We start from the raw sequence: 25,472 nt of genomic DNA on the forward strand, positions 1-25,472 counted from the left end.
AAAAAATAGTAAATAAACTTTAAAAGCAGATAAACCTCACGCTCCCCTTCTTCCTGATGAATGGATTACGCATCACGCAAAAATGTCAACTTATCATTCTTGGGGGATATCCAGATCTTCAGCTTCCTCTTCTGCAACAGGGTTGAGCAGTTCTATGTGGAAACGAAACTCTTCTCCCTCAATAGTCATAGTGTCATATATTTCACGAATTAACTTAAAGATGACATCTGGCTCGCCGCGCACGCTGGTTGATAGATAGTTCACATCTACCTCCACCTCATGCTGAGCAACCATCTCAAGCAAAAACTCAATGCTCTCACGCGGATTCTGGGATTCTAGTGGGATATAGGTAAACTGGGCGGTCGTAATCATAAAAATCTGTTTTTGTTGATATTCTGCTGGTTCCCCAAAGTGGCTAAGAATAACCGTTTAATTGAAAGAGTTCAATCCATATATGAATGTTTTTTCCACACTCCTTTTCAGAAAAGTGTTCTTTTCTGAGATAAGCCATATAATCATTTTTTCAATTCATTATTCATAATTTTTCATTCTTAACCCCACTAGTGATCACGAATTCCCCGGGAATATCATACCCATTTTCATTGCGAAATTGTGCAATTGAATCCAGGTACTCCCCGTGTGCTTCATCCTTTGTCTTTTCGTCAAATTTCCGGTATGCAAGGGCTACGGCTCCGCCCAAAAAGGCCCCAATGATCGCTTCCCGGTCAGTATCATAATGAAGATCGATATTGAACCTCTCTGATTTAATCTCAGTAAAACCGGCCTTTTCAAACGTTTTTTGCAGTGTTTCTCCCGTTCCAAGTTGAAAGAACAGCGGGCAGACATCCGTGTTGACACGCCGGTCTACAATCGGGAAAATTTCCGCCCACCCACAGGCACCGCGCCGGCCCCAAACCAGTGCTGCAGAACGTCCACCCGGTTTCAGTACGCGGTGCATCTCCTGTACCGCTTTGTCCGGATCGGGGTAGTACATGAGGCCCAGGGAGTTGATCGCCGCGTCAAAGGCGCCATCCGGTAGATCCAGCTCCTCAGCATCCATATGTTTAAAAGAAACGTGGGAAAGACCCTTTTTGTCAGCAATCGGTGCCGCTTTTTTGATCATCTCCTCCGACAGGTCGATACCTGTCACCTGCCCAGCGGCACCGACCGCTTCGGCAATCGGAAATGTAACGAGTCCTGTTCCGCATGAGATATCCAGCACCTTCTCACCAGCTTTTAGATTCGCAGCCCTTAGCAAACGCTCTTGGGCCGGCCACAATTGGTGTTGCCATCCCTCCTCGTAGTGCGGAGAGGAATAGTCCCAGCCATAGCGCTGCACTCGTCGCTGTAATTCCGGTCTCATGATGTCTCCTCCTGGGTAGATTTTATTTCAACTTCTCGTTCCACTGGTATCGCCCTTCTGAAATCGTCAAGCACCGGGCTGTGCCGGTCGGTTTCATTAATGACCCGCATAATTTCCTCTTCCGGGGCAGAACTCTCGATGTATACTTTGTAACGCAGCGCATCGAATCCCGGCGGGCGGTCACTAAGGTGCAGCATTCCGCTGGCATCAAAATCGGACTCCACGTCTACCTCAATTTTGTCAATGGGGATCTCCAGCACAGCAGCGCGCTGCGAATAGCCTATTGCCAGGCAGCTACCCAGGGCCCCGCGCTCTAAAATACCGGGTCCCGGACCGGCATCATTTCCGCCCTCCGTTTTGCCAATGTCTACCTTGAATTTCCAGTGCTTGTGTTCGACCTCGCACGTTGTGCCGTCTTGCAGTCGTATTTTGGTAACCACCGTATTTCTCCCCAAAGACGGACGTTTCCTAACGGCTTCTTGATTGCGTTCAAACGCTTCTTTTATTGTTTTCGGATCTGCCATAATACCCTCCCGTTCTGTTTCTTACAAAGAGTTAGATTGTTTCAATTTCTACTAACGTCCAGAATAAGTCAATGATTATATTGTACTTGTATTACGCCCACTCACTTCTGCATTACGTAGTAGTCATTTTGAATATCATGCTCGAGTTGATGAATTTCGACCTGCTCGAATCCAGCTTTCTGCAGTAATTCATTTGCTTTTTCTCGACCCCACATGGCTCCCAGTCCATCTCCATCCTGTGCCAGCGAAACAGACATACAGTGCATGGTAGAAACTGTATAAAGAGCAGGACCGAGCGGATGATCCATGTTTGAATGCACATGTCCAGTGGAATGGATATCCTGCATCAGGTAGGTACCACCCGGCTTCAGGGTTCGATTGATCCCTTTTAGCACAGCCAGTGGCTTGGCCTGGTCATGGATGGCATCGAAAGTAGTTACAAAATCGTAGGCGGCAGGTTCAGCCGTTTGATCAAAATCACTGGCATCACGAATTTCAAATTCAACATTTTCAAGGCCTCTTTTTCGAGCCTTATTTCTGGCCCAGCTTATGGCTTCTTCCGAGAGATCCAAACCTTTGAATCTGCTTTGTGGGAACAGCTCGGCCATCTTCAGCAATGCACGTCCCCGGCCGCATCCGATATCGAGCACTTTGATTCCAGTCTGAAGCTTGTCGGTAAGTCCCGGTACCAACGGCAGGATATGTTCTTCAAGTGCATCCAACACGGTCATCCCGCTGTCTTCGGCCATCACTTCATGGAACCGATCGTATTTTTCATATGGAACTCCTCCCCCATTATAAAAACACTCGGTAATTTCATCTTCCACACTTCCCAGTACCGAAATGTATTGAGCCATAACAGCCAAATTGTCCAGTTCCGTATCCCGTGTCAAAAATTGGGCATGTTCTGTGGGCAGTCGATAGCTGTCGGATTCGTCAACTTCCACAATACCACCGGTGGCCATTGCTCCCAGCCATTCTCTAACATATCGCTCACTCAGGCCAGCCTTATCAGCCAACTCCCGACTGTTTGTCCATTCCATTCCAGACATCTTATCAAATAAGCCAGTGCGATGGCCAATAGAGATCATAAGCATCAAAGCACCACCATTTAAAGCGGTTACAAACCATTCATCGAATCCGGTTTCGGTACTAGCTGTTTGGGGCATCGTGATTGCAGTATTACACATAATTAGTACTCCATTTAGGGTTTATAAAAAATATTATTTAACATACCAACTAGTCGGTATGTTAAATATACCTACGACTGATGTCAACCAAAGTTTCATATATCCATTTTTTTCACTCAAATTTAGTTAATACTGACAAATACGCAGGCCGAACAAAAGAATTATTTACAATTGAAGCATACCATTTAGTATGTTATACTTTGATTTATGAATAAAAAACCAACCACCACGCGTACCAAAATTATGGATGCCGCCCAATCGATTATCCTGGACCACGGTTTTGGTGGTACCACAGTTGATGCCATTATAGAGCAGGCCGGCGTCAGTAAAGGCGCCTTTTTCCACTACTTTTCCAGCAAAGCTGAACTTGGAAAAATGCTGGTACAACGATACGCAGACGAGGATGCCGAACACCTCGAACAGACACTTGTTAAAGCTGAAGGCCTTAGCGATGATCCGCTGCAACAAATGCTTATTTTCGTAAAACTTTTTGAACAAGAGATAAAATCCTTAGAGGAACCGTTCCCGGGATGCCTGTTTGCCTCGTATCTTCAACAGTCGGAACTATTCGACCATAATATTTTAGATATTATTCGGGAGTCAATGCTGCTGTGGCGCACAAGAGTTCTCGATAAGCTCCAAAAGATTGAACAAAAATATCCTCCCCGCCGGGACGTAGATCTTGAAAGCCTGGCCGATATGCTGATGGTGATATTTGAAGGATCTTTTGTTTTATCTCAATCCCTGAATGAAAATAAAATTATTGCCCAGCAGCTATTGAACTATCACCGCTATCTTCAACTCCTGTTCAGTAAGGATTAAAGTCTAAATCTTTCATCGGGTATCAGAATACATTTACAAATGCAGAGTCACGTCCTGTAAAGCCACGAATTGCGAGTTCTATCATACAAAAGGCATTCCCTGCGTTCTGACCTGTGACAGTACCATCGTTTTCAACCGTAAACACGTCGGTGTCAGTCGACCACCAATTGAATTCGGCATCCTGTACGGTATCCCCAGAAGCAGTTAAGCCAAAGGCCGAAAATTCCTTCTTATCCCCTGCTGAAATGGCGATACTGTCAGGAGTGATTTCAATTTCAGTAATTTGATTCTGCATTTCCCCCATATCGCTGTCCGTTGAGCAACCGGTAAATATAGCTATCCATGACACTGACACTGCTAATGAAAGCAGGCAGAGGCTCTTAATCAGGCTTTGCGTCGATTTCACATGCGTAGCAACAGTATGTCTATTTGATCGAAACATGATTTTCGTTCTTTACATTGAAAATGAATTTGAAGCATTGCATTTAATTGTTTGGAATAATGATGGTTTTATTTGTCGCTTCTCCGGGCTAATTCCTTACATACCCGGGAAAAACCGGGGGACTTCTTCCCGGTATTCTTTATAGTCTTCTCCAAATCGACGCACCATTGCTTTCTCTTCAAAATAAACTCCCACCAGGATGTAAATTGTCATACCCGCAGAAAAAAGCAGATGGCCTGCGGTCATGTGAGGTGTTGCCCAGAAAGCGATCAGGAAGCCAGCCATGAGCGGGTGGCGAACAAACTTGTAAAAGCCCGGTTTCATGAAGCCCGGTGGATTTTGCGTGTTACCTCTCCAGTAGTTCCAAACCTGCTTGAGTCCAAACAGGTTAAAATGGTCAATCATCCAGGTAGAAAGGAACAGGATAAGCCATCCAAGCCAGAAAGCCCATTGCAGGATAAGCGACGCCCAAGTGACTTCTATGTTCCAAACAGTTGCGGTTATCGGTTGCCAGAACCAAAGAAGCAAAAGGACTGCCAGGCTGGAGAACAACACATACGTGCTTCGCTCTATCGGTTGTGCTACTATACTGGTCCACCACTTTTTAAATGATTTCCGGGCCATCACAGTGTGCTGTATCCCGAAAAGGGCGATTAAACCGATGTTTATCAATACTGCCTGTGGCCAGGCACCTGTCGTGCCACCGTTCAAGGTGGTGGGCACCAACGTTTCAAAATCCCCGACAAACAAAATCAACCATACAAAGCTGGCAAAAAAAATCAAATAGCAAAGTACGCCGTAAACAAATACTGAGAAACGTTTCATAATGACTCCTGAATCTAATTTAAGTTATTAGTCAGTTGGCATGCAGCAAGAACTACAGTCCTCCCACTACCCTACTTTTTGGACTTCAATACAGCATGATTTCAATTGGATTTTATTCTCTCCCATTTCGAGTTCCGGGTCCAATTGCGTTTGTGTATTAATAACAGAAAACACATGTCGGGTGAGAATCTCCTCCCATTCACTGATGCTGTATAGGTTGAAACCGTACTCCACAAAAGGAAAGACCAGCATACTTTCGCGGGTCCGCATGCCGGTAAAAAACTTACCTCCCGGTTTTAGCACGCGATGAATCTCTTTAAGGTGCGATTCGGGATGATCCCAAAAGTAGATTACCATATTGCAGAACACCTTGTCGAATGATTCACTCGCATAGGGTAATTCACTACTGTTACCCAGCTTCAGATCAAGTTTCCCAGAATTGATGGAGGGCTGGTTGTCTTGCCTTGCCATTTCAACCATCTTTTCGGAATAGTCAATGCCGCTGACGTTCAGCCTCTTGGCACGGGCAAACAGATTGTCGAAAAATTTACCGGTGCCAAATCCGACCTCCAGGATCGCCTCGTTATCCCGGGGCTGCATCACATCAAATGTTAAATCATAAAGAGGCCCATTAACCTTGTTCATTTTCTGTCCTACATCCCCAGCGTGCTCGCCGGATGGCTTTCGGAGTTGTTGTGCCATAAACTCAGGTTCGGGCTGGTTTTCTTTTGCGTTTTCCATAGCTACCCTTTTTGTCTATTCATTATCATTTACACTTAACCGCATGATATCAGCTCCCAGGTTAAGCGACTCTTCCAGTTTGGATTTACTTTCCTCTGATGAGTTTATTCGGAAGAAAACGGTTTATTGATTACTGAAGGAAACCTATCTTATTTGGCTTCAAAGGGCAATTTTAGGCGGGTCAACAATTGGTCAACAATAACGAAATGAGTGATGCGTAATGCGTTATGAGAAGTAATTATTGTAAGATACGAGTATTGAGTCAAACCGACGTGTTTGAAATACCTCTATCCTCCACCTCCATTAAAAACTCTGTCAGGTTTTCTTCCGTCTCCATATCCAATTTTTTTCGGAGGCGGTAGCGGGCAGTCTTGACGCTGGCAGGCGTTATGCCCATGATAGTGGCGGTCTCTTTGATGGATAGGTTCAGTTTGGCCAAGGCGGCCAGACGCAGCTCATTGGGTGTCAGATCAGGATACTCCTCTTTCAGAACATCGAAGAAACCGGTGTGCACCTCCTCAAAATAGAGCCGGAACTGCTCCCAATCGTCATCCAGGCTAAAGCTGTAGTCCACCAGGTTTCGAAGCTTTTGCAGCGCCTTGTTAATGTTCCCATTCTCCTGCTGCCTGATATCAGTAATCTTTTCCTTTAGCTCCCTCATCGCCTCATTCTTTTGTACCAGGTGGAGGGTGTGGGTGGTCAATTGCTTGTTTTTGAATTCCAGATCCTGCTCCATTTTCTGTTCTTTCAGGCGACGATTTTCCAGCTCCGTCCGATTCTTCTTTATTTTCAGACGCTGCCGGTTATATACCAATAATCCAATGATGCCAATAAGAATAAGACCCGCCAGAAAAGCGTTACGTAACAGGGCTTCCCGCTGCTTTTCTTTTTCAAGAAGGGCGATCTCTTTCTCCTTCTGAGCCGTCTCGTATTTGGTTTGTAATTCATTGATCTGCCGGGACTTTTCTTCGTTCAGAATGGAATCTTTAACCGCTGTAAGCTTCTGCTGGTTTTCGAACGCCTTTCTATAATTTCCAAGCTCTTTGTGAATCTTTGCCAACAATTCATAGCCTACCTTCATACCGAGCTTTGTTCCGAAATCTTCAGACAATTCCAGTGTCTGCTCTGCATGAACAAGTGCCGAATCGTATTGTGCGGCTGCGATATATGTTTTTGCCAGGTTTTCGTGAATTATTGAGGTGAGTTCCGGGTCACGGTCCTCATTGATCAGAAATGCCTGTTTAAGATAGCTCACTGCTGGCTTATGTTGCTTTTGCTGCATATACAGCCGGCCGATGTTATTGAGACTGTTGGCGATCTCCATGGTATAGCCCAGCTCCCGCCGCAGTTCAAGTGCCTTCTGATGGTACTGAAGTGCCTCCTCAAACCGACCTTCATCCCCATGCAACAGCCCGATATTGTTGTAGTTTATGGCCAGAGAGGCCTTATTGCCGAGGCGTTGATTTATTTCAAGGGCTTTTTGGTAGTATTCCAGGGCCTGGTCATGGTTCTTCAGTTCAAAGTAGCAGAGCCCGATATTTCCCAGCGTAACACTGACGCCCCGTTCCAGTTCCATCTGTTCGCATAGTGCCAGCGATTCAAAATAGTACTCCAGCGCCCGTTCGTATTCATTTTGTGTTTTATATGTATTACCCAGGTTGTTCAGTATCGAGACCAGTTCAAGGCTGTCGCCGACAGCCCTGCTCACCTCAATTCCTTTCTCAAAATGATCAATGGCCTTCGCAAAGTTTCCTTTGGTGTTGTAGGCATACCCCAGCTCGTCAAGTGCCCCGGCTATCCCCTTCCTGTAATTAATCTCCCGGGAAAGTGTCAATGCCCGTTCGGCATAAGTAATGGCTAGGTCAGGATCGGAGTAGGAGTATTCAAAGCTGGAATCGATAAGCGCTTGCACCAGCGCGGTGTCGGGAAGCGATTCCGGTTGGGCAACTTCCTGAGCAGAGGCTTGACTCACTGCATATGTGATCAGCAATATGTGGATTGCTAGCTTGATGACACCCGTTCTTTATATAGACAGTACTAAAAGAAGTGAGTAAATTTTAGCAAAATCAAATATTTAGCTATACATACTGATAATTGTAGCTACTCATGTAGAGAAGTATTTATCATTGTGGAGCAACCCCTCCCGACCACTCCTTGCTTATGTCTTGGATTATTACTCCAGCCGCGAAGTTCCCCTTCCCTATGGCAGTCGGGACAGGTTCTCAAGAAGGGGATTTATGTTAGATTTAAAATCACAATCAACGCTAATAGTAATCTCCCCTCGAGGGGAGTGCCGCTTCAGCAGGAGGAGTGTACAACACCATTTTTTATTGAATAAGAATCCGCCTCATCAAGCAATAACTACTACCAGTCCCCACACAAACTCCTGCTCATTACTCATTACTCGTTACGCATCACACATACTCCGCTTGTGAATTTTTACCCGCCTAACTATGTTATAATTAATTGAATAAAAAGGTCAGCTACTATGGAAGAACAAGCCAGAAAAGAGAAGTTTCAGGAGCGTATTGATAAAGGGGAAAAGATTGAGCCCAAAGACTGGATGCCCGATCGATATCGCCAGCAGCTCATACGAATGATGTCGCAACACGCGCATTCCGAAATTGTAGGAATGCTTCCGGAAGGAAACTGGATTACCCGTGCTCCTTCCCTTCGCCGAAAAATGGTGCTGCTTTCCAAAGTGCAAGATGAAGCGGGGCATGGAATGTATCTCTACAGTGCTACGGAAACGCTGGGCATCAGCCGGGAGGAGATGATTGATCAATTGCTCTCCGGAGAGGCAAAGTACTCGAGTATCTTCAACTATCCCACGCTGACCTGGGCTGATGTCGGGATTATCGGGTGGCTGGTGGATGGGGCTGCTATCATCAACCAGACCATGCTGGCCCGTAGCTCATATGGACCCTACTCTCGGGCGATGATTCGCATCTGTAAAGAGGAGAACTTCCACAAAAAGCAGGGCTATGAGATGGTTGCCACCATGGCTGAGGGGACGCCGGAGCAGCAAGAGATGGTGCAGGAATCGCTCAACCGCTGGTGGTGGCCTACACTAATGATGTTTGGCCCCCATGATGACGAATCCCCGAACAGCGCCGAACTGCTAAAATGGGATGTCAAACAGAAAACCAACGATGAACTACGCCAGAGTTTCGTTGACCGCCATGTGGCTGAAGCGCATGCTGTTGGACTTGAAATTCCCGACCCGGAGCTGGAATTCAATGAAGAAACCGGGCACTGGGAGTTCGGCGAAATTGACTGGGACGAGTTCTGGAATGTGATACGGGGCAACGGACCGATGAACCGTGAACGAATGAACGCGCGCCGCCAGGCCCATGAGGAAGGGCAATGGGTCAGAGAGGCCGCCGAGGAGTATGCACGTAAGCAAAAGTTAAAGGAAGAAAAAGCAAGTTAATTGAACGCGGGTTATACAGATGTTAAACTGATTTTCGCTGAAATTTTATTCTTCGAGATTCGTTTGATTTGCGTTTCATTTATTGATGATAGTTATGAACGAGAATAACAAAAAAAAGAAGGATCCCAATGACACTCAGTGGCCGCTGTGGGAGGTGTTCACCCAAGGAACAGATGGGAAGCCGCACGAGCATGCCGGAAATGTCCACGCACCCGATGCTGAGATCGCCCTTCAAAATGCCCGTGATGTCTATGCTAGGCGAAATGAGGCCGTGAATATCTGGGTTGTTCCAAGCGATCAGATTGTAGCTTCAACTCCGGAAGATCAGGGTCCCTTTTTCGACCCTGCCAATGACAAACCGTATCGCCATCCTCAATTCTACAGCACACCGCGGGCGGTGAAGAAACGAAAATGAGCAGCACAGCCAACTCCATATCAACCAGTAAAGATGCACTTTTCGAGTATATTCTGCGCCTGGCAGACGATCGATTGATTCTCGGGCATCGCCTCTCCGAGTGGTGCGGGCACGGACCGATCCTGGAAGAGGACATCGCCCTGGCCAATATCGCTCTCGATTATATCGGTCATGCCGCAACGTTATACGAATATGCTGCAGAGGTTGAGGGCAAAGGCCGGCACCGTGACGATATTGTTTATTTTAGGGATGATCCCCAGTACAAGAATCTCAAAATGGTAGAACTCCCGAAAGGAGATTTTGGCTTTACGATTGCCCGGCAGTTTCTGTTTAGCACATTCAGTTATTTACTCTACGAAAAGTTGAGTGATATTGATGATAGCCAGCTAGGTGGAATGTTTGCCAAGCACCTGAAAGAGATAAAATACCATCTGCGCCACAGCCGTGAGTGGGTATATCGACTGGGCGATGGTACAGAAGAAAGTCACCAGCGAATTCAGGATGCATTTAACGAACTATGGACCTACACCGATGAACTTTTTTACACGGATGAGGTGGATAAACATTTGAGGAATAAAAACCTGGCAGTTGACTTGGAAGAAATAAGGCCCAAATGGAAAGAAACCGTAATTGAGATCCTGGAAAAAGCGACGCTTGAAGTCCCCGACTTTGATCAATATATGGTCAGCGGCGGGCGAACGGGATTTCATACGGAGCACCTGGGACATCTGCTGGCTGAAATGCAGCACTTGCGGCGCTCCTATCCTGAAGCGAACTGGGAGTAAGGAATTAGGAATGAAAAATTAAAAAATGTAGGAATTAAATCCTAAATATGAAAGACGATGGAGTTATTGAGTTCGTTTATGATTAGATGATTTGAATTTTTGTAGCCTATGGCAACGACCGTTACATACCATAAAGAAGAGATCTGGGAGCTGCTGGAAAATATTACCGATCCTGAAATCCCGGTGCTCAATATCGTGGAGATGGGTATTGTACGATCAGTGGAGATTCAAGACGAAAAGGTGGTCGTAAAAATAACACCCACTTATTCCGGTTGTCCGGCCATGAGTGCTATTCAAAAAGAGATCAATAAAACACTCAAAGAAAAAGGGATTAAATCGTTCGAGGTTAAAAAGGATTTTTCCAAAACCTGGACCACTGACTGGATGACTGGGGAAGCCAGGCAAAAACTCAAAGATTACGGTATTGCGCCCCCGGGTAAAACTTCCTCAGGTGATAATGTTCTCAAAGAGCTCAAAAAAACCAAGATTATCCCCTGTCCCTACTGCGAGTCCTTAAATACTGAGTTGCAAAGTGAATTTGGATCTACTCCCTGCAAATCGCAATATTACTGCAACGATTGCCAGGAACCGTTTGAACATTTTAAGTGCATTTAGAGCCACAGAGTTGCACAGATTTGTACAGATTGTATTAGATGTTCATCTTTCCATTATTGGTTAATCCATTTTGAATTGCTTGTTTGTTTTAGGAAAAATAAATCCTTTAAAACCTGTGTAAATCCGTAGCCCTATTACATATGGAAAAATTAATTACAACCGATCTCGATCAAAATGTTTGGGCTATAACACTCAACCGGCCCAAAAGGCTCAACAGCTTTATTGAACCGATGGCGAAGCAACTTCAGGAGGCGCTGGATGAGGCAAATCACAACCCGGAGATCCGTTGCGTGCTGCTTACCGGTAAAGGCAAAGCTTTCAGCGCGGGACAAGATCTACCAGAAGTAGTGGATCGCGAGGAATCTGACGAGAAGTATCGGCTTGAAGATACCGTTCGGACCAGTTTCAATCCTGTCATCAGGGGGATCCGTTATCTCGAAAAGCCGGTAGTTTGTGCTGTTAACGGGACAGCTACCGGGGCTGGGGCAAGTATCGCCTTTGCTTGCGATATTGTGCTGGCTTCGATGGATGCAATGTTCATGCAGGCGTTCAGCAAAATCGGACTTATTCCAGATAGTGGAGGTACCTTTTTCCTTCCCCGAATGGTAGGGCTGCAGCGTGCAAACGCCCTTTTCATGCTGAATGACAAAATAACGGCTGAAAAGGCAGTTGAAATAGGCCTGATCTACAAAGCAGTAGAAGCCGATCGTTTAATGGATGAAGTGAATAAAATCTGCAACAAACTGGCCCAGATGCCGACAAGAGCGTTCGGTCTCTACAAAAGAGCCATCAACCAATCGCTGCAAAACAACCTTGACTCCCAGCTTAACCTTGAAGCAGAACTCCAAACTGAAGCAGGTATGACCGAGGACTACAAAGAAGGGGTGCAGGCATTTCTGGAAAAACGGGAGCCGAACTTTAAGGGGAAATAGTTTCAATTAAATTCTTCCAAGCTTTTGATATACTTATTAATTAAAGTATTTGACATACCATTTACTAAACGCTCATCAGCCGTTATTAAAACAGCATCATTTTCAATAGCTGAAGCAATATAAGTTGAGTCATAATATGTGAGAGGTAGTGAGATTGCTAATTCAAAGGCGAGTTCATCGATTTGTTTATCCCAAGCAATTTTGAAAGGCAACTTCCTGACTTGTACTCTTTTTTTGTTAGCCTCATCAACATTTAATTCATCTCGTCTTACTTTTTTTGTTATCACTGAATTCATTTCCATCGGAAATAGCAAGGGAGCGAAAAAGAAATTTATCTTTTCTATAAGCATTTCAGCCTGGTCCGAACCCTTTTCAAGGAAAAGCCATTTTGCGGCTACAGAAGCATCAATTACCAGATCTTTCACCGCTCCCTGTCCTCCCTAATATCATCTACGCTATCGGAGAACATTCTACCCTCTGTCCGGTATTTGGCCAATGTTTCTCGTACCATCTTTCTTGTCTCCTCAATATCGGGACCAGCATGCATTTCTAGCAGGTTCTTGAGCTCTTCTTGCAGCGACCGGTTATTTGCAGCTGCCTTCTTTTTCAGTTTCTCGAGTGTCTCTTTGTCGATATTTCTAATCAATACATCAGACATGGTAATATGATTAGTGACAGTTGATATCATCATGATATCATAATTAAAAGTTATTTGCAACAAACCTGCCCTATCTATTTCCGTTTTTCCTTCTCCTTTCCACCCGACAGAAGCTTGTCATTACCTCCATTATTCGTATTTTGAACATGTAAAAGCTATTCTAACGGTGATATTTATGGTCAGTGAGTTGAATAAAGAAGATCTAATAGGAGTTGTAGGAGCCGGGACGATGGGCACGGGAATAGCACAGGTTGCCTCCACCTATGGGCATAATGTAGTGCTCTATGACAGTTATCCCGACCAACTGGGAGAATCCAAACATGGGCTCCGGTCCATTCTTCAGCGACAGGTTGAAAAAGAGCGCATGACCCAACAAGAGGTTAACGGCATTATGGAGAGAATTGATTTTACTGAGGATTTAACCGGGTTCGGTGAGTGCAGCTTGATTATCGAAGCGGTTCCTGAGGACCTGGAAATCAAGCAGGATACGTTCCGTAGGCTGGAGGGAATTGCGGCCAACGACTGCATCTTGGCTACGAACACCTCTTCCCTTTCGATTGCCGCTATTTCTTCCGCTCTAAAACGCCCCAAACGATTTGTGGGTCTTCATTTTTTCAATCCGGCCCCGCTGATGCCGCTCGCAGAAATCATTCCCGGCATTGCCAGTAGTCAACAGGCTGTGGACACTGCCAGGGAACTGGTAAAAAAATGGGACAAAACAACCGTTATCGCTAAAGATACCCCGGGCTTCATTGTCAATCGTGTGGCACGTCCTTTTTATGGAGAAGCACTCCGTCTGCTGGAAGAGGGCATAGCCGACGTGCCGACCATCGACTGGGCGATGAAAGAAATGGGGGAGTTCAAAATGGGCCCCTTTGAGCTTATGGACCTTATCGGTAACGATGTAAATTACAAGGTGACCCGAACTGTATTTGAAGAATTTTTCTACGATCCGCGCTTCAAACCGTCTATTACTCAAAAACGGATGGTGGAAGCAGGATTTCTGGGAAAGAAAACCGGGAGGGGGTTCTACGAGTATGAAGAAGAGGCAAATAAACCCGAACCAATGAAAGAGAAAAAGCTGGGAGAAAAAGTTTTAAATCGAATCCTTGTAATGCTGATCAACGAAGCAGCAGATGCTGTATTTATGAATATAGCATCGGTTGAAGATGTGGATTTGGCCATGACAAAAGGTGTAAATTATCCAAAGGGCCTGCTTAAGTGGGCCGATGAAATTGGGCTCCCGAAAGTGCTCGACCAGCTCTCCGCCCTGCAGGTGGAATACCGGGAAGATCGCTACCGGCCAAATCCACTGATTAAACGCAAGGTTAGAAACGGCGAAACGTTTTACTAATGTAAATGTATAAGCCTGCAGTTTTTATTTGTTCTAAAAGCTGATAGCTGACAACTGATAGCTTCTTATTAATATGGACAAACAGACCCTGGCCGAAAAATCGGTCCAAAAAATGATCGGTAATGATCCGTTCAGTCGCTGGCTCGGAATACGTGTTAAAGAAATAAAACCGGGGAGCGTGACTCTTGAAATGAGCGTACGACCTGAAATGCTCAATGGATTTGGGGTGGCACACGGGGGCATCGCCTATTCACTGGCTGACAGCGCCCTGGCATTTGCCGCCAATACACACGGGAAAGTTTCGCTGGCACTTGAAAACAATATCTCCTACATCAAAAAAATAACTGAGAAAGATCTGTTGACGGCCAAAACTGAAGAATTGAGCGTGGGTCGTACCATAGGAGTTTACCAGATAACAATTACCCGAAATGACGAAGAGAAAGTAGCCGTGTTTCGGGGTACCGTTTATCGAACTGAAAACGACCATTTTCCGGAAGAGACGAAGAAAAAGGAAGCTTAAAAGTAGGTAGTAACGACTCACAATACATGACCCAAGACTAAAGTACAATGTCCGAAGCCTTCATCATAGATTCCATCCGAACCCCGATTGGGAAACTCCGTGGTGCCCTCTCCCCCATCCGCGCTGATGACCTGGCGGCTATGACAATCAGTGAGTTGATGAACCGAAATCAAGGAATTGATCCTGAACGGGTGGAGGATGTCATCTTCGGTTGTGCTAACCAGGCGGGCGAAGATAATCGAAATGTGGCCCGGATGTCAGCGCTGCTGGCGGGGCTTCCCGTTACGGTACCCGGCGAAACGGTCAACAGACTGTGCGCTTCCGGGATGAGCAGTGCCGTCCATGCATACCGGGCAATCAAATCCGATGAAGGAGACCTTTTTATAACGGGTGGGATGGAGCACATGACACGGGGCCCAATTGTGCTGGGGAAGGGATCAGCACCGTACTCTGGCACCAATGAAATGCATGATACCACTTTTGGATGGCGATTTGTAAATCCCAAAATGAAGGAGCAGTTCGGCAGTGAGGCCATGGGCGAAACGGCCGAAAACATCGTCGATAAATACAAGGTAAGCCGGGTAGACCAGGATAAGTTTGCAGCCTGGTCGCAACAAAAAGCGGCCAAGGCTTCGAAAAGCGGTCGCATGGCGAAAGAGATCATGCCGGTCGAGATTCCTCAGCGCAAGGGAGAACCAAAGATTTTTCATACTGATGAGTATATCCGTCCGGACACAACTGTAGAAGCTCTCTCTTCACTAAAGCCTGCTTTTCGAGAAAATGGGACCGTAACAGCGGGAAATGCCAGCGGACTCAATGACGGCTCCTGTGCCATGCTTATTGCCAGCGATAAGGCGATCGAAGACTTCGACTTAACTCCCAAAGCTCGAATCGTCTCGTCGGCGGTGGTGGGGGTAGAACCGCGTATCATGGGCATGGGACCGGTTGGTGCCACCCAAAAAGTACTTAAACGCACAGGTCTAACCCTTGATGACATCGATATCATCGAACTAAATGAGGCTTTTGCCGCTCAGTGCCTGGCTGTACTCCGAGAGCTGGGAATAGACGATGATGATGTGCGAATTAATCCCAATGGCGGGGCCATAGCCCTGGGGCACCCACTCGGTATGTCGGGAGCCCGACTGCTGCAAACGGCTTCAATTGAACTTCATGAGCAGAATATAAAATACGCACTCTGTACCCTGTGTGTAGGGGTTGGACAGGGCATGGCAGTAATTCTAGAAAAAATTTAATAAAACGCGGATAACACTGATCAAGCTGATTCTCACAAACTTTTTAATCTGTGGCAATCCGTTAAAATCCGCTTCATCAGCGTTCAATAACCTATGGCAATTTACGAATTTGATGGATACAAACCAGTAGTTCACAAAAGCGCCTTTGTTCACCCACAGGCGGCTGTCACCGGCAATGTGATTATTGGCAAGGATGTATACATCGCACCCGGTGCGGCAATTCGTGGAGACTGGGGCAAAATTGTGATCAAAGATGGCTGCAATGTGCAGGAGAATTGTACGATACACATGTTTCCCGGGGTAACAGTTGTGTTGGAAGAAAATGCTCACATTGGACATGGTGCTGTGATTCACGGAGCCCATATCGGCAACAACTGCCTGGTAGGTATGAATGCAGTGGTGACAGATAATGTGGTATTAGGGGAGGAATGTATCGTCGGAGCGCTCACATTTGTGCCTGAGGGCATGAAGATCCCAAAACGGAAATTGGTTGTTGGTAATCCCGGTAGAATCGTCAAGGATGTTTCTGATGAGATGATCCGGTGGAAAACCGAGGGGACCAAGTTGTATCAAAAACTGCCGGAAGAACTTCACAAAACACTCAGAGAATGTGAACCCCTGCGGGAAGAGCCGGAGGATCGGCCGAGCCAGTCGAAGAGATATGAGACGTGGGGAGAAAAAAAGAATTCAGAACTATGAATTCAGAAGTCAGGATGGGCTCTTCAGAAAATTCTGACTCCCATTTCCGGATTCCAAGAACTGTTAAAACCGAGGTATCCTATGAAGGTTACAAGTTACGTTCAAGGTAATTGGGCAGAGGAAGGCACAGAAAAAGATCTTATAAGTGCCGTAAACGGTACACCCGTGGCACAGATGGTAGAGGCTGATCTCGACTACAAGGGGGCTTGTGAATATGCCCGGCAGGTAGGCGGCCCCAAACTCAGGGAGATGTCTATACACGAACGGGCTTTTAAAATCAAATTTTTGGCCAAGTATCTTCTTGAGCGAAAAGAAAAGTATTACGAACTCTCAACCCACACCGGTGCCACGCGGCAGGATTCCTGGATCGATATCGAGGGGGGAATCGAGTCAATGTTTACCCTCTCCAGCAAGGCCCGCATTGAACTCTCGGATGCGCCCTACCATGTGGAAGGCGGTGTGGAGAGGCTCTCTAAAAAGGGCACGTTCGTCGGGCAGCATATCTGCGTGCCCCGTCACGGTGTTGGGGTACAGATTAATGCATTTAACTTCCCGGTGTGGGGAATGCTGGAAAAACTGGCGCCAATGATTATTGCAGGACTTCCCGCCATCATTAAACCTGCCCCCACCGGATCGTACCTGGCGCATGCCGTATTCAAGAATATCATTGAATCCAAACTCCTGCCGGAAGGGGCCGTACAATATATTGCGGCCGATAAGCCCGGCGATCTGCTGGATCACCTCACCAGCCAGGACTCTGTCGCATTCACCGGCTCTGCCGAAACCGGGCAAAAGCTTAAATCCCATCCCAATATCATTACCAACAACGTGCGCTTTAACCTAGAGGCGGATTCGTTAAATGCCTCCATCCTGGGCCCCGATGTAACCCCGGAGATGAAGGAATTTGATCTCTTCGTTAAAGAAGTAGTTAACGAAATGACGGTGAAGGCCGGGCAAAAATGTACTGCAATCCGACGCACCATCGTCCCCCAGGAACGCGCCAAAGAAGTAATAAAAGCGCTAAAAAACAGGCTCAAATCGATTACGATAGGAGATCCAACACAAAAGGAAACATCCATGGGACCGCTGGCCAGCGTTGAACAGGCCGATCGCTTTGCCAGCAGCATGCAGGATTTGACAGAGGTAACAGAATCTGCTTATTCTGATGGTAAAGAAAATGGGGAGGGTGCTTTCGTTTCTCCAAAAGTTTTGCTTTGCCACAAACCCCTGGAAATTGACCCGATTCACAAGGTGGAGGCCTTCGGTCCCATGACAACGGTTATGCCCTACCAATCGATCGAAGAAGCGATTAAGTTGACCAACAAGGCCGATGGTTCACTGGTTGGCTCTTTATTCACTGCCGATGACCAGGTTGCCAAAGATATCACACTGGGGTGCGCTCCCTACCACGGTCGATTTATGGTTGTTAATCGCCATTGTGCCGACGAATCGACCGGCCACGGATCACCGATGCCCCACATGGTTCACGGCGGTCCGGGTCATGCAGGCGGGGGTGAAGAGCTTGGGGGTGCGCGAGCGGTTCTGCACTACATGCAGCGCGTGGCTCTGCAGGGCTCTCCTACCACACTTACGGAGATCACGGGCCAATACATCAAGGGAGGAGAAACGGAAGAAGCGGAAAAACATCCCTTCCAAAAATATTTTGAAGACCTGGAAGTGGGAGAAGCCCTGACAACTCACCGGCGAACGGTTACGGAGGCAGATATCTCCAACTTTGGCGCCATAAGCGGCGATCATTTTTATGCCCATTTTGATGAAATTGCCGCCAAAGATTCGCTTTTCGGGAAGCGGGTTGCCCATGGATATTTTGTTCTCTCGGCTGCGGCCGGCCTGTTTGTCGATCCCGCACCGGGACCTGTCTTGCTTAACTACGGGCTGGATAACCTGCGCTTCGTGGCGCCTGTTACCCCCGGTGAGACGATCAGGGCCAAGCTTATTGTGAAGAGTAAAAAAGTTCGCCAAAAGAAGGAAAAGGACAAGTACCCGTTTGGCATTATCTACTGGGATGTGGAGGTCACCAACCAGGATGATGAACTGGTAGCTGATTACACTATTTTGACTCTTATTAAGAGACGTGAAAGACTAGATATAGATAATGAAGATTAATCAAAACTATACCACAAAGAAGCACAAAGAAAATACAAAGTTTCACCAAGTTTCGTCTTAGTGTACCTCTGTGCCTACTCTGAGTAACTTTGTGCAACAATTAAATTTATCTTGAAATGCCTGATAGCGGATCTATTAACAGAGACATCACCAACCAAATAGCTACAATCACCTTTCACCACCCCAAAGGCAATTCCATGCCGGGTGAAATGCTGAGAAATCTGGCTGAAACGATTATTGATATGGGCAAGACAGAAGATGCCCCTGTAATCATCATCAAGAGCGATGGAGACGGGGCGTTTTGCGGGGGGGCATTTTTTGATGAGCTCCTGGAAATTTCGAACTTCGACGAAGGTAAACACTTTTTTATGGGTTTTGCCCACGTGATCAATGCCATGCGGAAATGTCCGAAACTAATTATAGCAAGGGTTCAGGGCAAAACCGTGGGTGGAGGCGTAGGCATAGCAGCTGCTGCGGATCATACGCTGGCACATAACTCAGCAGGAATAAAACTTAGTGAGTTGGCACTGGGAATAGGACCTTTTGTAGTAGGACCTGCAGTTCGTCGGAAAATCGGGGAGACTAATTTCAGCACCCTGGCTATCGATGCCACCCAGTGGTACAACGCAGTATGGGCTCATAATAAAGGATTATATGCCCATATCTTTGAGACTCACAAAGAGCTGGACAATGCTGTTAACGAACTCGCCACAAACCTGTCCCAATATAACCCGGAAGCCATGAAGGAGCTCAAAAAAGTATTCTGGAGGGGTACCGATCACTGGGACACCCTGCTGGAACAGCGTGCAGAAATCAGTGGTAGGCTGGTTCTTTCGGATTATACCAGGATATTTATCCAAAAATTTAAAGAGAAATCCTAGGACTTCAATCTATTCATCTCGTTGCTGACCTCCGGTCTGCAACGCCCAACGCTACCTCTGGTAGCTGTCAAATAATCAAAAAGAGCTTTAAAAGGTCGCCCGTTCCAGTTGTAATTGAACGAATTAGAAATGGCGCGCATCATTTTTTTAACGGTGTGCATGTTTTTCCTAAATGGTGCGCAACAGTCTATGGTGGTACCCCTTAGTTGATGGTACCGGAGGTACCAGGGGGCGTTCCGCACCGGAGGTACGGAACGAGATGCAAATTAGAACCGGGATATATGATCTGTATGATGGTAATGTTTACTTGAGAAGGTATCCCGAAAATCCTTTAATCCTGTCCATCCTGATTCCAATGGGTGAAATGTGAAATTAGATGATTCATAAGGATACACAAAGCTGCTTATGAAAAACTCTGTGGTTCACTGTGACATCTTCGTATATCTCAAGGTTTAACCTGAATGACCCTTTATTTTCAGTTTGAAAAAAGAAGTAGGATTATTCCCAAATGAGGTTATAAAAAAAGAGGAAGAGCATGTCTCATCTCTTCCCCTAAATAATTTAGCTGTTATAAAGCTTTACATCACACTTTGGGTTCCCAGCCGGGCTCATACTCCCGACCCCAAAGGCTCATCGCCTCGCGATCATAAGCATGACCGGTTGAGGTATCCACATCAAAGGAGGTGCCGGCGCGCCAGGCAATGTTGGCCAGGTGACACAGGTGCACGCTCTTGGCGCCCTCATCAATCGGGGAGTTCTGCTGGTCGGCCTGCCCCCGGATCGTCTGCAGGAAGTTGGCCACGTGGCGTGTCGACATGCTGCCGCCACCGCCAAGCGCCGTGCCCTGCTCGCTTCCGCCGGAGGACCGCTCGCGTACCAGGTTGCCGTCCCGGTCGTATAGCTTGTACTCGCCGCGGTTCACAAACACCGAACCTTCGGTGCCATAGATAATCGTGCCACGGCCGCTGCCATAGGTTTCAAGCCCGTTGCGGCTTTTGCCATCCCAATTGATGACCTTCTGGCCGGGGAATGTAAACGTGGCGTACATGGTGTCGTACATCGTCCACCCGTCGTCGGGGTAGTGCTGCTTGGCGGCATCCACAAACACATGCTCGGGGTAGTCTACACCCAGGGCCCATCGGGCAACATCCACCTCGTGGGTGGCGTTGTTGCCGGTCTCGGCCGTGCCCCATTTCCATCCGTACCAGTGCCAGTTGTAGTCCCAGGTATTGTGATGGTAATCCTCACGGGGGGCCGGTCCCTGGAACAGCTCCCAGTTCAGGTCGGAGGGCGGGGCCTGCCGGGTGCGATTGGGCACCTCTCCCCGGCTGTTGCTGTAAAAGGCGACCGCTTTGTAGGCGCGTCCTATCGCCCCATTGTGGATCTCGTTTATAATTTCGATAGTATGCGGGGAGGAACGTTGTTGATTACCCATCTGTACCACCTTGTTGTACTTTTGCTGGGCCTGAACCAGTAGCTCACTTTCGCGCGGGTTGTGGCTGCACGGCTTTTCCACATACACGTGCTTGCCGGCCTTCATCGCCATGATGGCTCCCGGCGCGTGCCAGTGGTCAGGCGTGGCATTAAAGACCGCATCCACATCGGAATCCTCCAGTACGACCCGAATGTCATCGGTCAGCTTCGGGCTGTAAGACAGGTCGGATTTGAGGTCATTAGCCACGCGTTCGCGCTGGCTTTGTTTCACGTCACAGATATAAGCCAACTCGGTGTTGAAGGGGTCCGAGAGGCTCTCATAATAAGCGCCAACCCGCCGGCCGCAGCCCATAAAAGCCACATGAATGCGGTCATTCGCCCCCAGCACCTGGCCATAGCTTTTGGCCGAAAGCCCCACTGCGAGACCGCCGGCACCCAATGTCGTTTTTTTAATAAAATCTCTTCGTGATCCCATAACAATATCTCTTTATTGAGTTAAATACTATGATTTACAGTTTGCGCGCTTTGATGCTGCGGTAGTGGACCTCGTTGCCATGATCCTGCAACAGGATATGTCCCTGTGGCCACCGACCAAAATCTTCCCATTTCTGGTATTTGCTGTAGGCCACCAAAGCGGCAAACATCTGGGAAAACCGGTCATACTCGACCACTTTCACGTTGTTGAGCCAGTGCTCCACGTGCCCGTCCTTCGAGACGATGCGGGCCTTGTTCCACTCACCTACCCCGTTAAACGGTTTCCCGCGGTAGGGATATTCCAGGTTGGTCGCCGGAATCAGGTCGTAAAGGGAGGCCACGGTCCGGTTCCCCGCCACGCCCATTTTGGCATCGGGATGACGCTGGTCGTCCAGAATCTGGAACTCATTTCCTATGGCCGAGCCGGGTCCCTTGTTCAGATCCGGGTCCACAAAATACTTGATCCCGCTGTTGGCCCCTTCGGTAATCTTAAACTCCAGTTCCAGCTCAAAATCGCTGTACAGGTCGGTGGTCACAATATCGCCGGGACCGGTGGCCTCGCCCCCGTCGGTGGCCTGGATCGTCAGCACACCATCATTCATCACCCAACCGCTTTCGGGGAACCGGTCGAGCTTGGCACCACGCCAGCCATCACTTGTTTTTCCATCCCACAACAGTTGCCAGCCGTGTGATTTCTCCCACTCGGTCAGCTCATTTTTCAGGTAGCTGATTTGTCGGACCTGGGGATCGGGCGTGCGGCGGTGCTGCTCCAAATTACTCGTCATAATACGCAGGTCGCGCCATTTGACTTCGGCTCCCGCCAGGGATTCATCACCAATAGAATGCACCTGCAGGCCGATAAATCCTTCCGAGGTCTCCTCGTCGGCCAGGCGGGCACACTGCACCCCGTTGATCCAGGTATTGATGGAGGAGCCGACCGCCTCAATACGCACGGTGTTCCACTGGCCGAGCTGAAGGGCCGAACGCGCTTTGGGGTTACTGGACAGCGGGTACAGCCATCCCCGACGAGCCTCATCATAAATGCCGCCGCTCCAGGCCCGACGGGACGGATCCAGCTCCACCTGGTAGCCATGCACGCGGCCGTCCATATAGGAAGAAGTGCTGAGGCTACGAATTTGCACCCCGGTGTTCATCTGGGTATCCATAAACACTTCAAATTCAAGGATGAAATCGCCATAGTCCTGTTCGGTCGTCAGAAACGAGTTAGGTGTGTTGGGCACCGCCCGGCCCACGATCGCCCCATCTTCGACACGGTATTCCGCCTCGCCATTCAGTTGCGTCCATCCGTCGAGATTGTTCCCGTTAAACAGCTGTTGCCAGCCATCCTGGGCCAGCAACTGCACAGGTAGTAAAAGAAGTACTAGCAGTAATATAGATTTAGAGTATTTCATAGAGATTAAAACAATTTATAATTGTAAGTATTGAAGTTTGTGATACCTTATACCCTTTTCTGTCCTATAAATGTACTTTTCCCATCCAAAAGCTTAGGCAAATAGCTCCCTTTTTACAAAAATTGATACCAGTAATTTTCTCATAATGAAATCGACCATTTTAAAAAAAAAGGATTAAAATAAAGTGCCACTCAGATCCAGTGTAAAAAAATATCCCAGGTTAACCGGAAACCAAATTACAACATTGCGTATTCACAACGATTGACTATTTTAAGTTCTGCCTGGGTATTAATGAATTGAGATTAAGTTATGGGATGGTTTCACATGAAATTACACCGACAGTTTGTACTCTGTTTGATCACATTATTTGTTACGTTATCGGGATGCAACTCCTCCTCTAATAGTGGTTCAGAACAACAAAGGCCCAATATTGTCATTCTTTTTGCGGATGATATGGGCTATGGAGATCTGAGCAGTTATGGGCATCCTACCATTAAAACACCCAATATCGATGGTTTGGGTGAGCAAGGTGTGCGCTTTACTTCGTTCGTAACCGGATCTTGGTGCGTTCCCTCTCGGACACAGCTTATTACAGGTCGCTATATGCCACGTGTGGACTTCGGCGGTGCTACCGGCTCCGATGGAGTAGGTGGACTCCCCGACAGCGAGATAACCCTGGCCGAAGCATTGAAAGAGGCGGGTTATAACACGGGCATGGCGGGCAAATGGCATTTGGGTTACAAACAATCCAAGTTTCTTCCTCCCAACCAGGGTTTCGACTCTTGGTTTGGCCTCCCCTACTCCAACGACTACCGCAAGCCATGGGTGCAAACGGAAGAACCCCTGGCTCTCTTTCGTGATACGACCATTGTAGAGCATCCGATCAACCAGAATACACTGACAACACGGTATACAGAAGAAGCAGTTAGTTTTATCGAGTCTAAAGCCGGGCAAGAAGAGCCCTTTTTCTTCTACTTGGCTTATAACATGCCTCATCTTCCTATTCATACGACCGAACAATTCCGAGACAAATCAAGAGGAGGGTTTTATGGTGACGTGATTGAAACGATTGACTGGAGTGTAGGAGAAATACTGAATGCGTTGGATAAACAAGGGATATTGAATAATACCATCGTCTTCTTTGCATCTGATAACGGTCCCTGGCTAAACCTACCTGACCGGATGCTGCAAGAGGGCAATAAACCCTGGCATCAGGGAACAACAGGCCTGCTTCGAGAATCAAAAGCCACTACGTATGAAGGCGGCACGCGCGTCCCGGCGCTGATGCAGTGGCCGGATCAAATACCAGGGCAGCAGGTAACTGACGAGCTAGTGGCCAGTCCCGATATCTATCGAACGCTTATTGAAATCGCAGGAGGAAAGTTACCAGATCATCCAATAGATGGATATAATCTTATCTCATTCCTGAAGGGTGATGAAAGGCATTCCCCGCGAGAAGAATATCTTTATATCCTGAGAAACAGTCTGGAAGCGATGCGTATCGGGAAATGGAAACTGCGACTAGTGGAGGAAAAGCCACAACTTTTCAATCTACAAAACGATCCCGGTGAACGGTTTAACCGTGCGGAAGAATACCCGGAAATCGTGAAAAAGATTCAAGATAGAATGATTATGAGGGCCAGCGACTTGGGGATTGAGATTCCTGGCCGGGAATAATCTTCATTCATAAATAATTCAATTTTTAAATATCAGCATTATCAAAAAATGGACTATACATCTGTTCAGAAAAAGTTGAGGGAACAGGCCGATGAAGAGATTGCTACACACTCAAAGCGTTTTTTCAAAACGGGCAAGGGGCAATACGGGGAGGGAGACAAGTTCCTGGGTATCCGCGTGCCGGTGCAACGGAAAGTTGCGAAATCACACAAAGAACTCCCGCTGCAGGGGGTTGAAAAGTTGCTGCAATCGGAGTATCACGAAGAGCGGTTGACTGCTGTTTTTATCCTGACATACAAATTTGAGAAAGGAGACGAGGAGTTAAGGGAAAAAGTCTACCACTATTACATGGAAAATATTGGAATGATTAATAACTGGGACCTGGTGGACAGTTCTGCACCCAAAATTGTCGGGCCACACCTGGAAAACCGGGACCGGTCAGTTTTATATGATTTGGCCGGATCTGATAATCTTTGGTCACGACGCATCGCAATAATGAGCTGCATGCATTTTATCAACCAGGGAGATTTCAGTGATGCCCAAAATATTGCGGAACTGCTTTTGCATAATGAACATGACCTTATTCACAAAGCAGTAGGATGGGCACTTCGGGAAATCGGCAATAAAGATATGGCAGCTGAAGAAAAATTCTTGAAGTCGCACTATCAACAAATGCCGCGTACGATGCTGCGCTACGCCATAGAAAAATTTCCTGAACAAAAGCGAAAAGCATACCTCAAAGGCATTATCTAACCCGCATTTCTCACCAAGTAACCTGGGTTTCGAGATAAGACTAACTCAAAATAATAACTGTCATCGCGAGGAGGCTTTGTTGCCCTATTTAGCTTAACGATGAGGTCGACGCGGCGATCTGCCCGTCCGTTTTTTTGTTCCCC

The 25,472-nt window shown here is 47.2% G+C and carries 26 protein-coding genes; 14 read left to right on the plus strand and 12 right to left on the minus strand.

Going from position 1 to position 25,472, the window contains the following annotated elements:
- Positions 1 to 93 precede the first annotated feature (93 nt).
- The 4 genes from NC796_RS19365 to NC796_RS19380 all read right to left on the minus strand — a co-directional run bounded on the left by NC796_RS19365 (position 94) and on the right by NC796_RS19380 (position 3,077).
- Positions 94 to 372, minus strand: a complete 279-nt coding sequence (locus NC796_RS19365; protein ID WP_310686854.1) for a hypothetical protein — start codon at positions 370 to 372, stop codon at positions 94 to 96.
- A gap of 163 nt (positions 373 to 535) precedes the next feature.
- Entirely contained in the window at positions 536 to 1,363 is an 828-nt protein-coding gene (locus NC796_RS19370; RefSeq protein WP_310686856.1) for a class I SAM-dependent methyltransferase, read from the minus strand.
- Complete coding sequence (locus tag NC796_RS19375; protein ID WP_310686858.1) at positions 1,360 to 1,887, minus strand: OsmC family protein; 528 nt, start codon at positions 1,885 to 1,887, stop codon at positions 1,360 to 1,362. Before NC796_RS19375 ends, NC796_RS19370 begins: the two co-directional genes overlap by 4 nt.
- Before the next feature lie 101 nt (positions 1,888 to 1,988).
- On the minus strand, positions 1,989 to 3,077 hold the full coding sequence (locus NC796_RS19380; protein WP_310686860.1) for a class I SAM-dependent methyltransferase: 1,089 nt from the start codon (positions 3,075 to 3,077) through the stop codon (positions 1,989 to 1,991).
- 207 nt (positions 3,078 to 3,284) lie between these two features.
- On the opposite strand from NC796_RS19380, the gene NC796_RS19385 reads away from it, so the two are divergent.
- Positions 3,285 to 3,899 (plus strand): TetR/AcrR family transcriptional regulator, encoded by a 615-nt coding sequence (locus NC796_RS19385; protein WP_310686862.1) that lies wholly within the window; start codon positions 3,285 to 3,287, stop codon positions 3,897 to 3,899.
- A 22-nt stretch (positions 3,900 to 3,921) separates the two neighbouring features.
- Here the strand turns inward: NC796_RS19385 and NC796_RS19390 are convergent, their stop codons facing one another.
- The 4 genes from NC796_RS19390 to NC796_RS19405 form a co-directional block, all read right to left on the minus strand.
- On the minus strand, positions 3,922 to 4,341 hold the full coding sequence (locus NC796_RS19390; RefSeq protein ID WP_310686864.1) for an Ig-like domain-containing protein: 420 nt from the start codon (positions 4,339 to 4,341) through the stop codon (positions 3,922 to 3,924).
- Between the two features lie 96 nt (positions 4,342 to 4,437).
- A complete protein-coding gene (mddA, locus tag NC796_RS19395) occupies positions 4,438 to 5,166 on the minus strand; it encodes a methanethiol S-methyltransferase (RefSeq protein ID WP_310686866.1) in 729 nt (242 codons plus the stop codon).
- A 66-nt stretch (positions 5,167 to 5,232) separates the two neighbouring features.
- A complete protein-coding gene (locus NC796_RS19400; protein WP_310686868.1) occupies positions 5,233 to 5,907 on the minus strand; it encodes a class I SAM-dependent methyltransferase in 675 nt (224 codons plus the stop codon).
- Between the two features lie 262 nt (positions 5,908 to 6,169).
- Positions 6,170 to 7,897, minus strand: a complete 1,728-nt coding sequence (locus NC796_RS19405) for a tetratricopeptide repeat protein (RefSeq protein ID WP_310686870.1) — start codon at positions 7,895 to 7,897, stop codon at positions 6,170 to 6,172.
- Positions 7,898 to 8,395: 498 nt separating this feature from the next.
- Between NC796_RS19405 and paaA the strand changes: the two genes are divergently transcribed.
- The 5 genes from paaA to NC796_RS19430 all read left to right on the plus strand — a co-directional run bounded on the left by paaA (position 8,396) and on the right by NC796_RS19430 (position 12,087).
- Positions 8,396 to 9,340 carry a 1,2-phenylacetyl-CoA epoxidase subunit PaaA gene (paaA, locus tag NC796_RS19410; protein ID WP_310686871.1) on the plus strand — a complete coding sequence of 315 codons (945 nt, stop codon included), beginning with the start codon at positions 8,396 to 8,398 and terminating at the stop codon, positions 9,338 to 9,340.
- A 94-nt stretch (positions 9,341 to 9,434) separates the two neighbouring features.
- On the plus strand, positions 9,435 to 9,755 hold the full coding sequence (paaB, locus tag NC796_RS19415) for a 1,2-phenylacetyl-CoA epoxidase subunit PaaB (protein ID WP_310686872.1): 321 nt from the start codon (positions 9,435 to 9,437) through the stop codon (positions 9,753 to 9,755).
- Positions 9,752 to 10,540, plus strand: a complete 789-nt coding sequence (gene paaC, locus NC796_RS19420) for a 1,2-phenylacetyl-CoA epoxidase subunit PaaC (RefSeq protein ID WP_310686874.1) — start codon at positions 9,752 to 9,754, stop codon at positions 10,538 to 10,540. Before paaB ends, paaC begins: the two co-directional genes overlap by 4 nt.
- Before the next feature lie 108 nt (positions 10,541 to 10,648).
- A complete protein-coding gene (gene paaD, locus NC796_RS19425) occupies positions 10,649 to 11,155 on the plus strand; it encodes a 1,2-phenylacetyl-CoA epoxidase subunit PaaD (RefSeq protein WP_310686875.1) in 507 nt (168 codons plus the stop codon).
- A 140-nt stretch (positions 11,156 to 11,295) separates the two neighbouring features.
- Positions 11,296 to 12,087 carry an enoyl-CoA hydratase-related protein gene (locus tag NC796_RS19430; protein ID WP_310686876.1) on the plus strand — a complete coding sequence of 264 codons (792 nt, stop codon included), beginning with the start codon at positions 11,296 to 11,298 and terminating at the stop codon, positions 12,085 to 12,087.
- 2 nt (positions 12,088 to 12,089) lie between these two features.
- Here the strand turns inward: NC796_RS19430 and NC796_RS19435 are convergent, their stop codons facing one another.
- Together NC796_RS19435 and NC796_RS19440 are read right to left on the minus strand one after the other, a co-directional pair.
- Entirely contained in the window at positions 12,090 to 12,512 is a 423-nt protein-coding gene (locus NC796_RS19435) for a type II toxin-antitoxin system VapC family toxin (RefSeq protein ID WP_310686877.1), read from the minus strand.
- Entirely contained in the window at positions 12,509 to 12,778 is a 270-nt protein-coding gene (locus tag NC796_RS19440) for a FitA-like ribbon-helix-helix domain-containing protein (RefSeq protein ID WP_310686879.1), read from the minus strand. The genes NC796_RS19435 and NC796_RS19440 overlap by 4 nt, the downstream gene beginning before the upstream one ends.
- A 142-nt stretch (positions 12,779 to 12,920) precedes the next feature.
- On the opposite strand from NC796_RS19440, the gene NC796_RS19445 reads away from it, so the two are divergent.
- The 6 genes from NC796_RS19445 (at position 12,921) to NC796_RS19470 (ending at position 19,579) form a co-directional block, all read left to right on the plus strand.
- Positions 12,921 to 14,099: a 3-hydroxyacyl-CoA dehydrogenase NAD-binding domain-containing protein gene (locus NC796_RS19445; RefSeq protein WP_310686881.1), complete on the plus strand. Its 1,179-nt coding sequence runs from the start codon at positions 12,921 to 12,923 to the stop codon at positions 14,097 to 14,099.
- Positions 14,100 to 14,172: 73 nt separating this feature from the next.
- Entirely contained in the window at positions 14,173 to 14,619 is a 447-nt protein-coding gene (locus NC796_RS19450; RefSeq protein ID WP_310686882.1) for a hotdog fold thioesterase, read from the plus strand.
- A 47-nt stretch (positions 14,620 to 14,666) separates the two neighbouring features.
- Positions 14,667 to 15,872 carry a 3-oxoadipyl-CoA thiolase gene (pcaF, locus tag NC796_RS19455; RefSeq protein WP_310686883.1) on the plus strand — a complete coding sequence of 402 codons (1,206 nt, stop codon included), beginning with the start codon at positions 14,667 to 14,669 and terminating at the stop codon, positions 15,870 to 15,872.
- A 93-nt stretch (positions 15,873 to 15,965) separates the two neighbouring features.
- The gene (locus NC796_RS19460; RefSeq protein WP_310686885.1) at positions 15,966 to 16,571 is read left to right on the plus strand and encodes a transferase hexapeptide repeat family protein; all 606 of its coding nucleotides are present in this window, start codon (positions 15,966 to 15,968) and stop codon (positions 16,569 to 16,571) included.
- Between the two features lie 81 nt (positions 16,572 to 16,652).
- Complete coding sequence (gene paaZ, locus NC796_RS19465; RefSeq protein WP_310686887.1) at positions 16,653 to 18,698, plus strand: phenylacetic acid degradation bifunctional protein PaaZ; 2,046 nt, start codon at positions 16,653 to 16,655, stop codon at positions 18,696 to 18,698.
- A 116-nt stretch (positions 18,699 to 18,814) separates the two neighbouring features.
- Positions 18,815 to 19,579 carry an enoyl-CoA hydratase/isomerase family protein gene (locus NC796_RS19470; protein WP_310686889.1) on the plus strand — a complete coding sequence of 255 codons (765 nt, stop codon included), beginning with the start codon at positions 18,815 to 18,817 and terminating at the stop codon, positions 19,577 to 19,579.
- A 583-nt stretch (positions 19,580 to 20,162) separates the two neighbouring features.
- On the opposite strand, the gene NC796_RS19475 is transcribed toward NC796_RS19470, so the two are convergent.
- Positions 20,163 to 21,488 carry a Gfo/Idh/MocA family oxidoreductase gene (locus NC796_RS19475; RefSeq protein ID WP_310686891.1) on the minus strand — a complete coding sequence of 442 codons (1,326 nt, stop codon included), beginning with the start codon at positions 21,486 to 21,488 and terminating at the stop codon, positions 20,163 to 20,165.
- Between the two features lie 34 nt (positions 21,489 to 21,522).
- Complete coding sequence (locus tag NC796_RS19480) at positions 21,523 to 22,899, minus strand: DUF1080 domain-containing protein (RefSeq protein ID WP_310686894.1); 1,377 nt, start codon at positions 22,897 to 22,899, stop codon at positions 21,523 to 21,525.
- 309 nt (positions 22,900 to 23,208) lie between these two features.
- On the opposite strand from NC796_RS19480, the gene NC796_RS19485 reads away from it, so the two are divergent.
- A complete protein-coding gene (locus NC796_RS19485) occupies positions 23,209 to 24,576 on the plus strand; it encodes a sulfatase (protein WP_310686896.1) in 1,368 nt (455 codons plus the stop codon).
- A 48-nt stretch (positions 24,577 to 24,624) separates the two neighbouring features.
- The gene (locus NC796_RS19490) at positions 24,625 to 25,329 is read left to right on the plus strand and encodes a DNA alkylation repair protein (RefSeq protein ID WP_310686898.1); all 705 of its coding nucleotides are present in this window, start codon (positions 24,625 to 24,627) and stop codon (positions 25,327 to 25,329) included.
- The last annotated feature ends 143 nt before the right edge of the window (positions 25,330 to 25,472 follow it).

Source organism: Aliifodinibius sp. S!AR15-10, from assembly GCF_031569985.1.
Lineage (GTDB): Bacteria > Bacteroidota > Rhodothermia > Balneolales > Balneolaceae > JAMQKA01.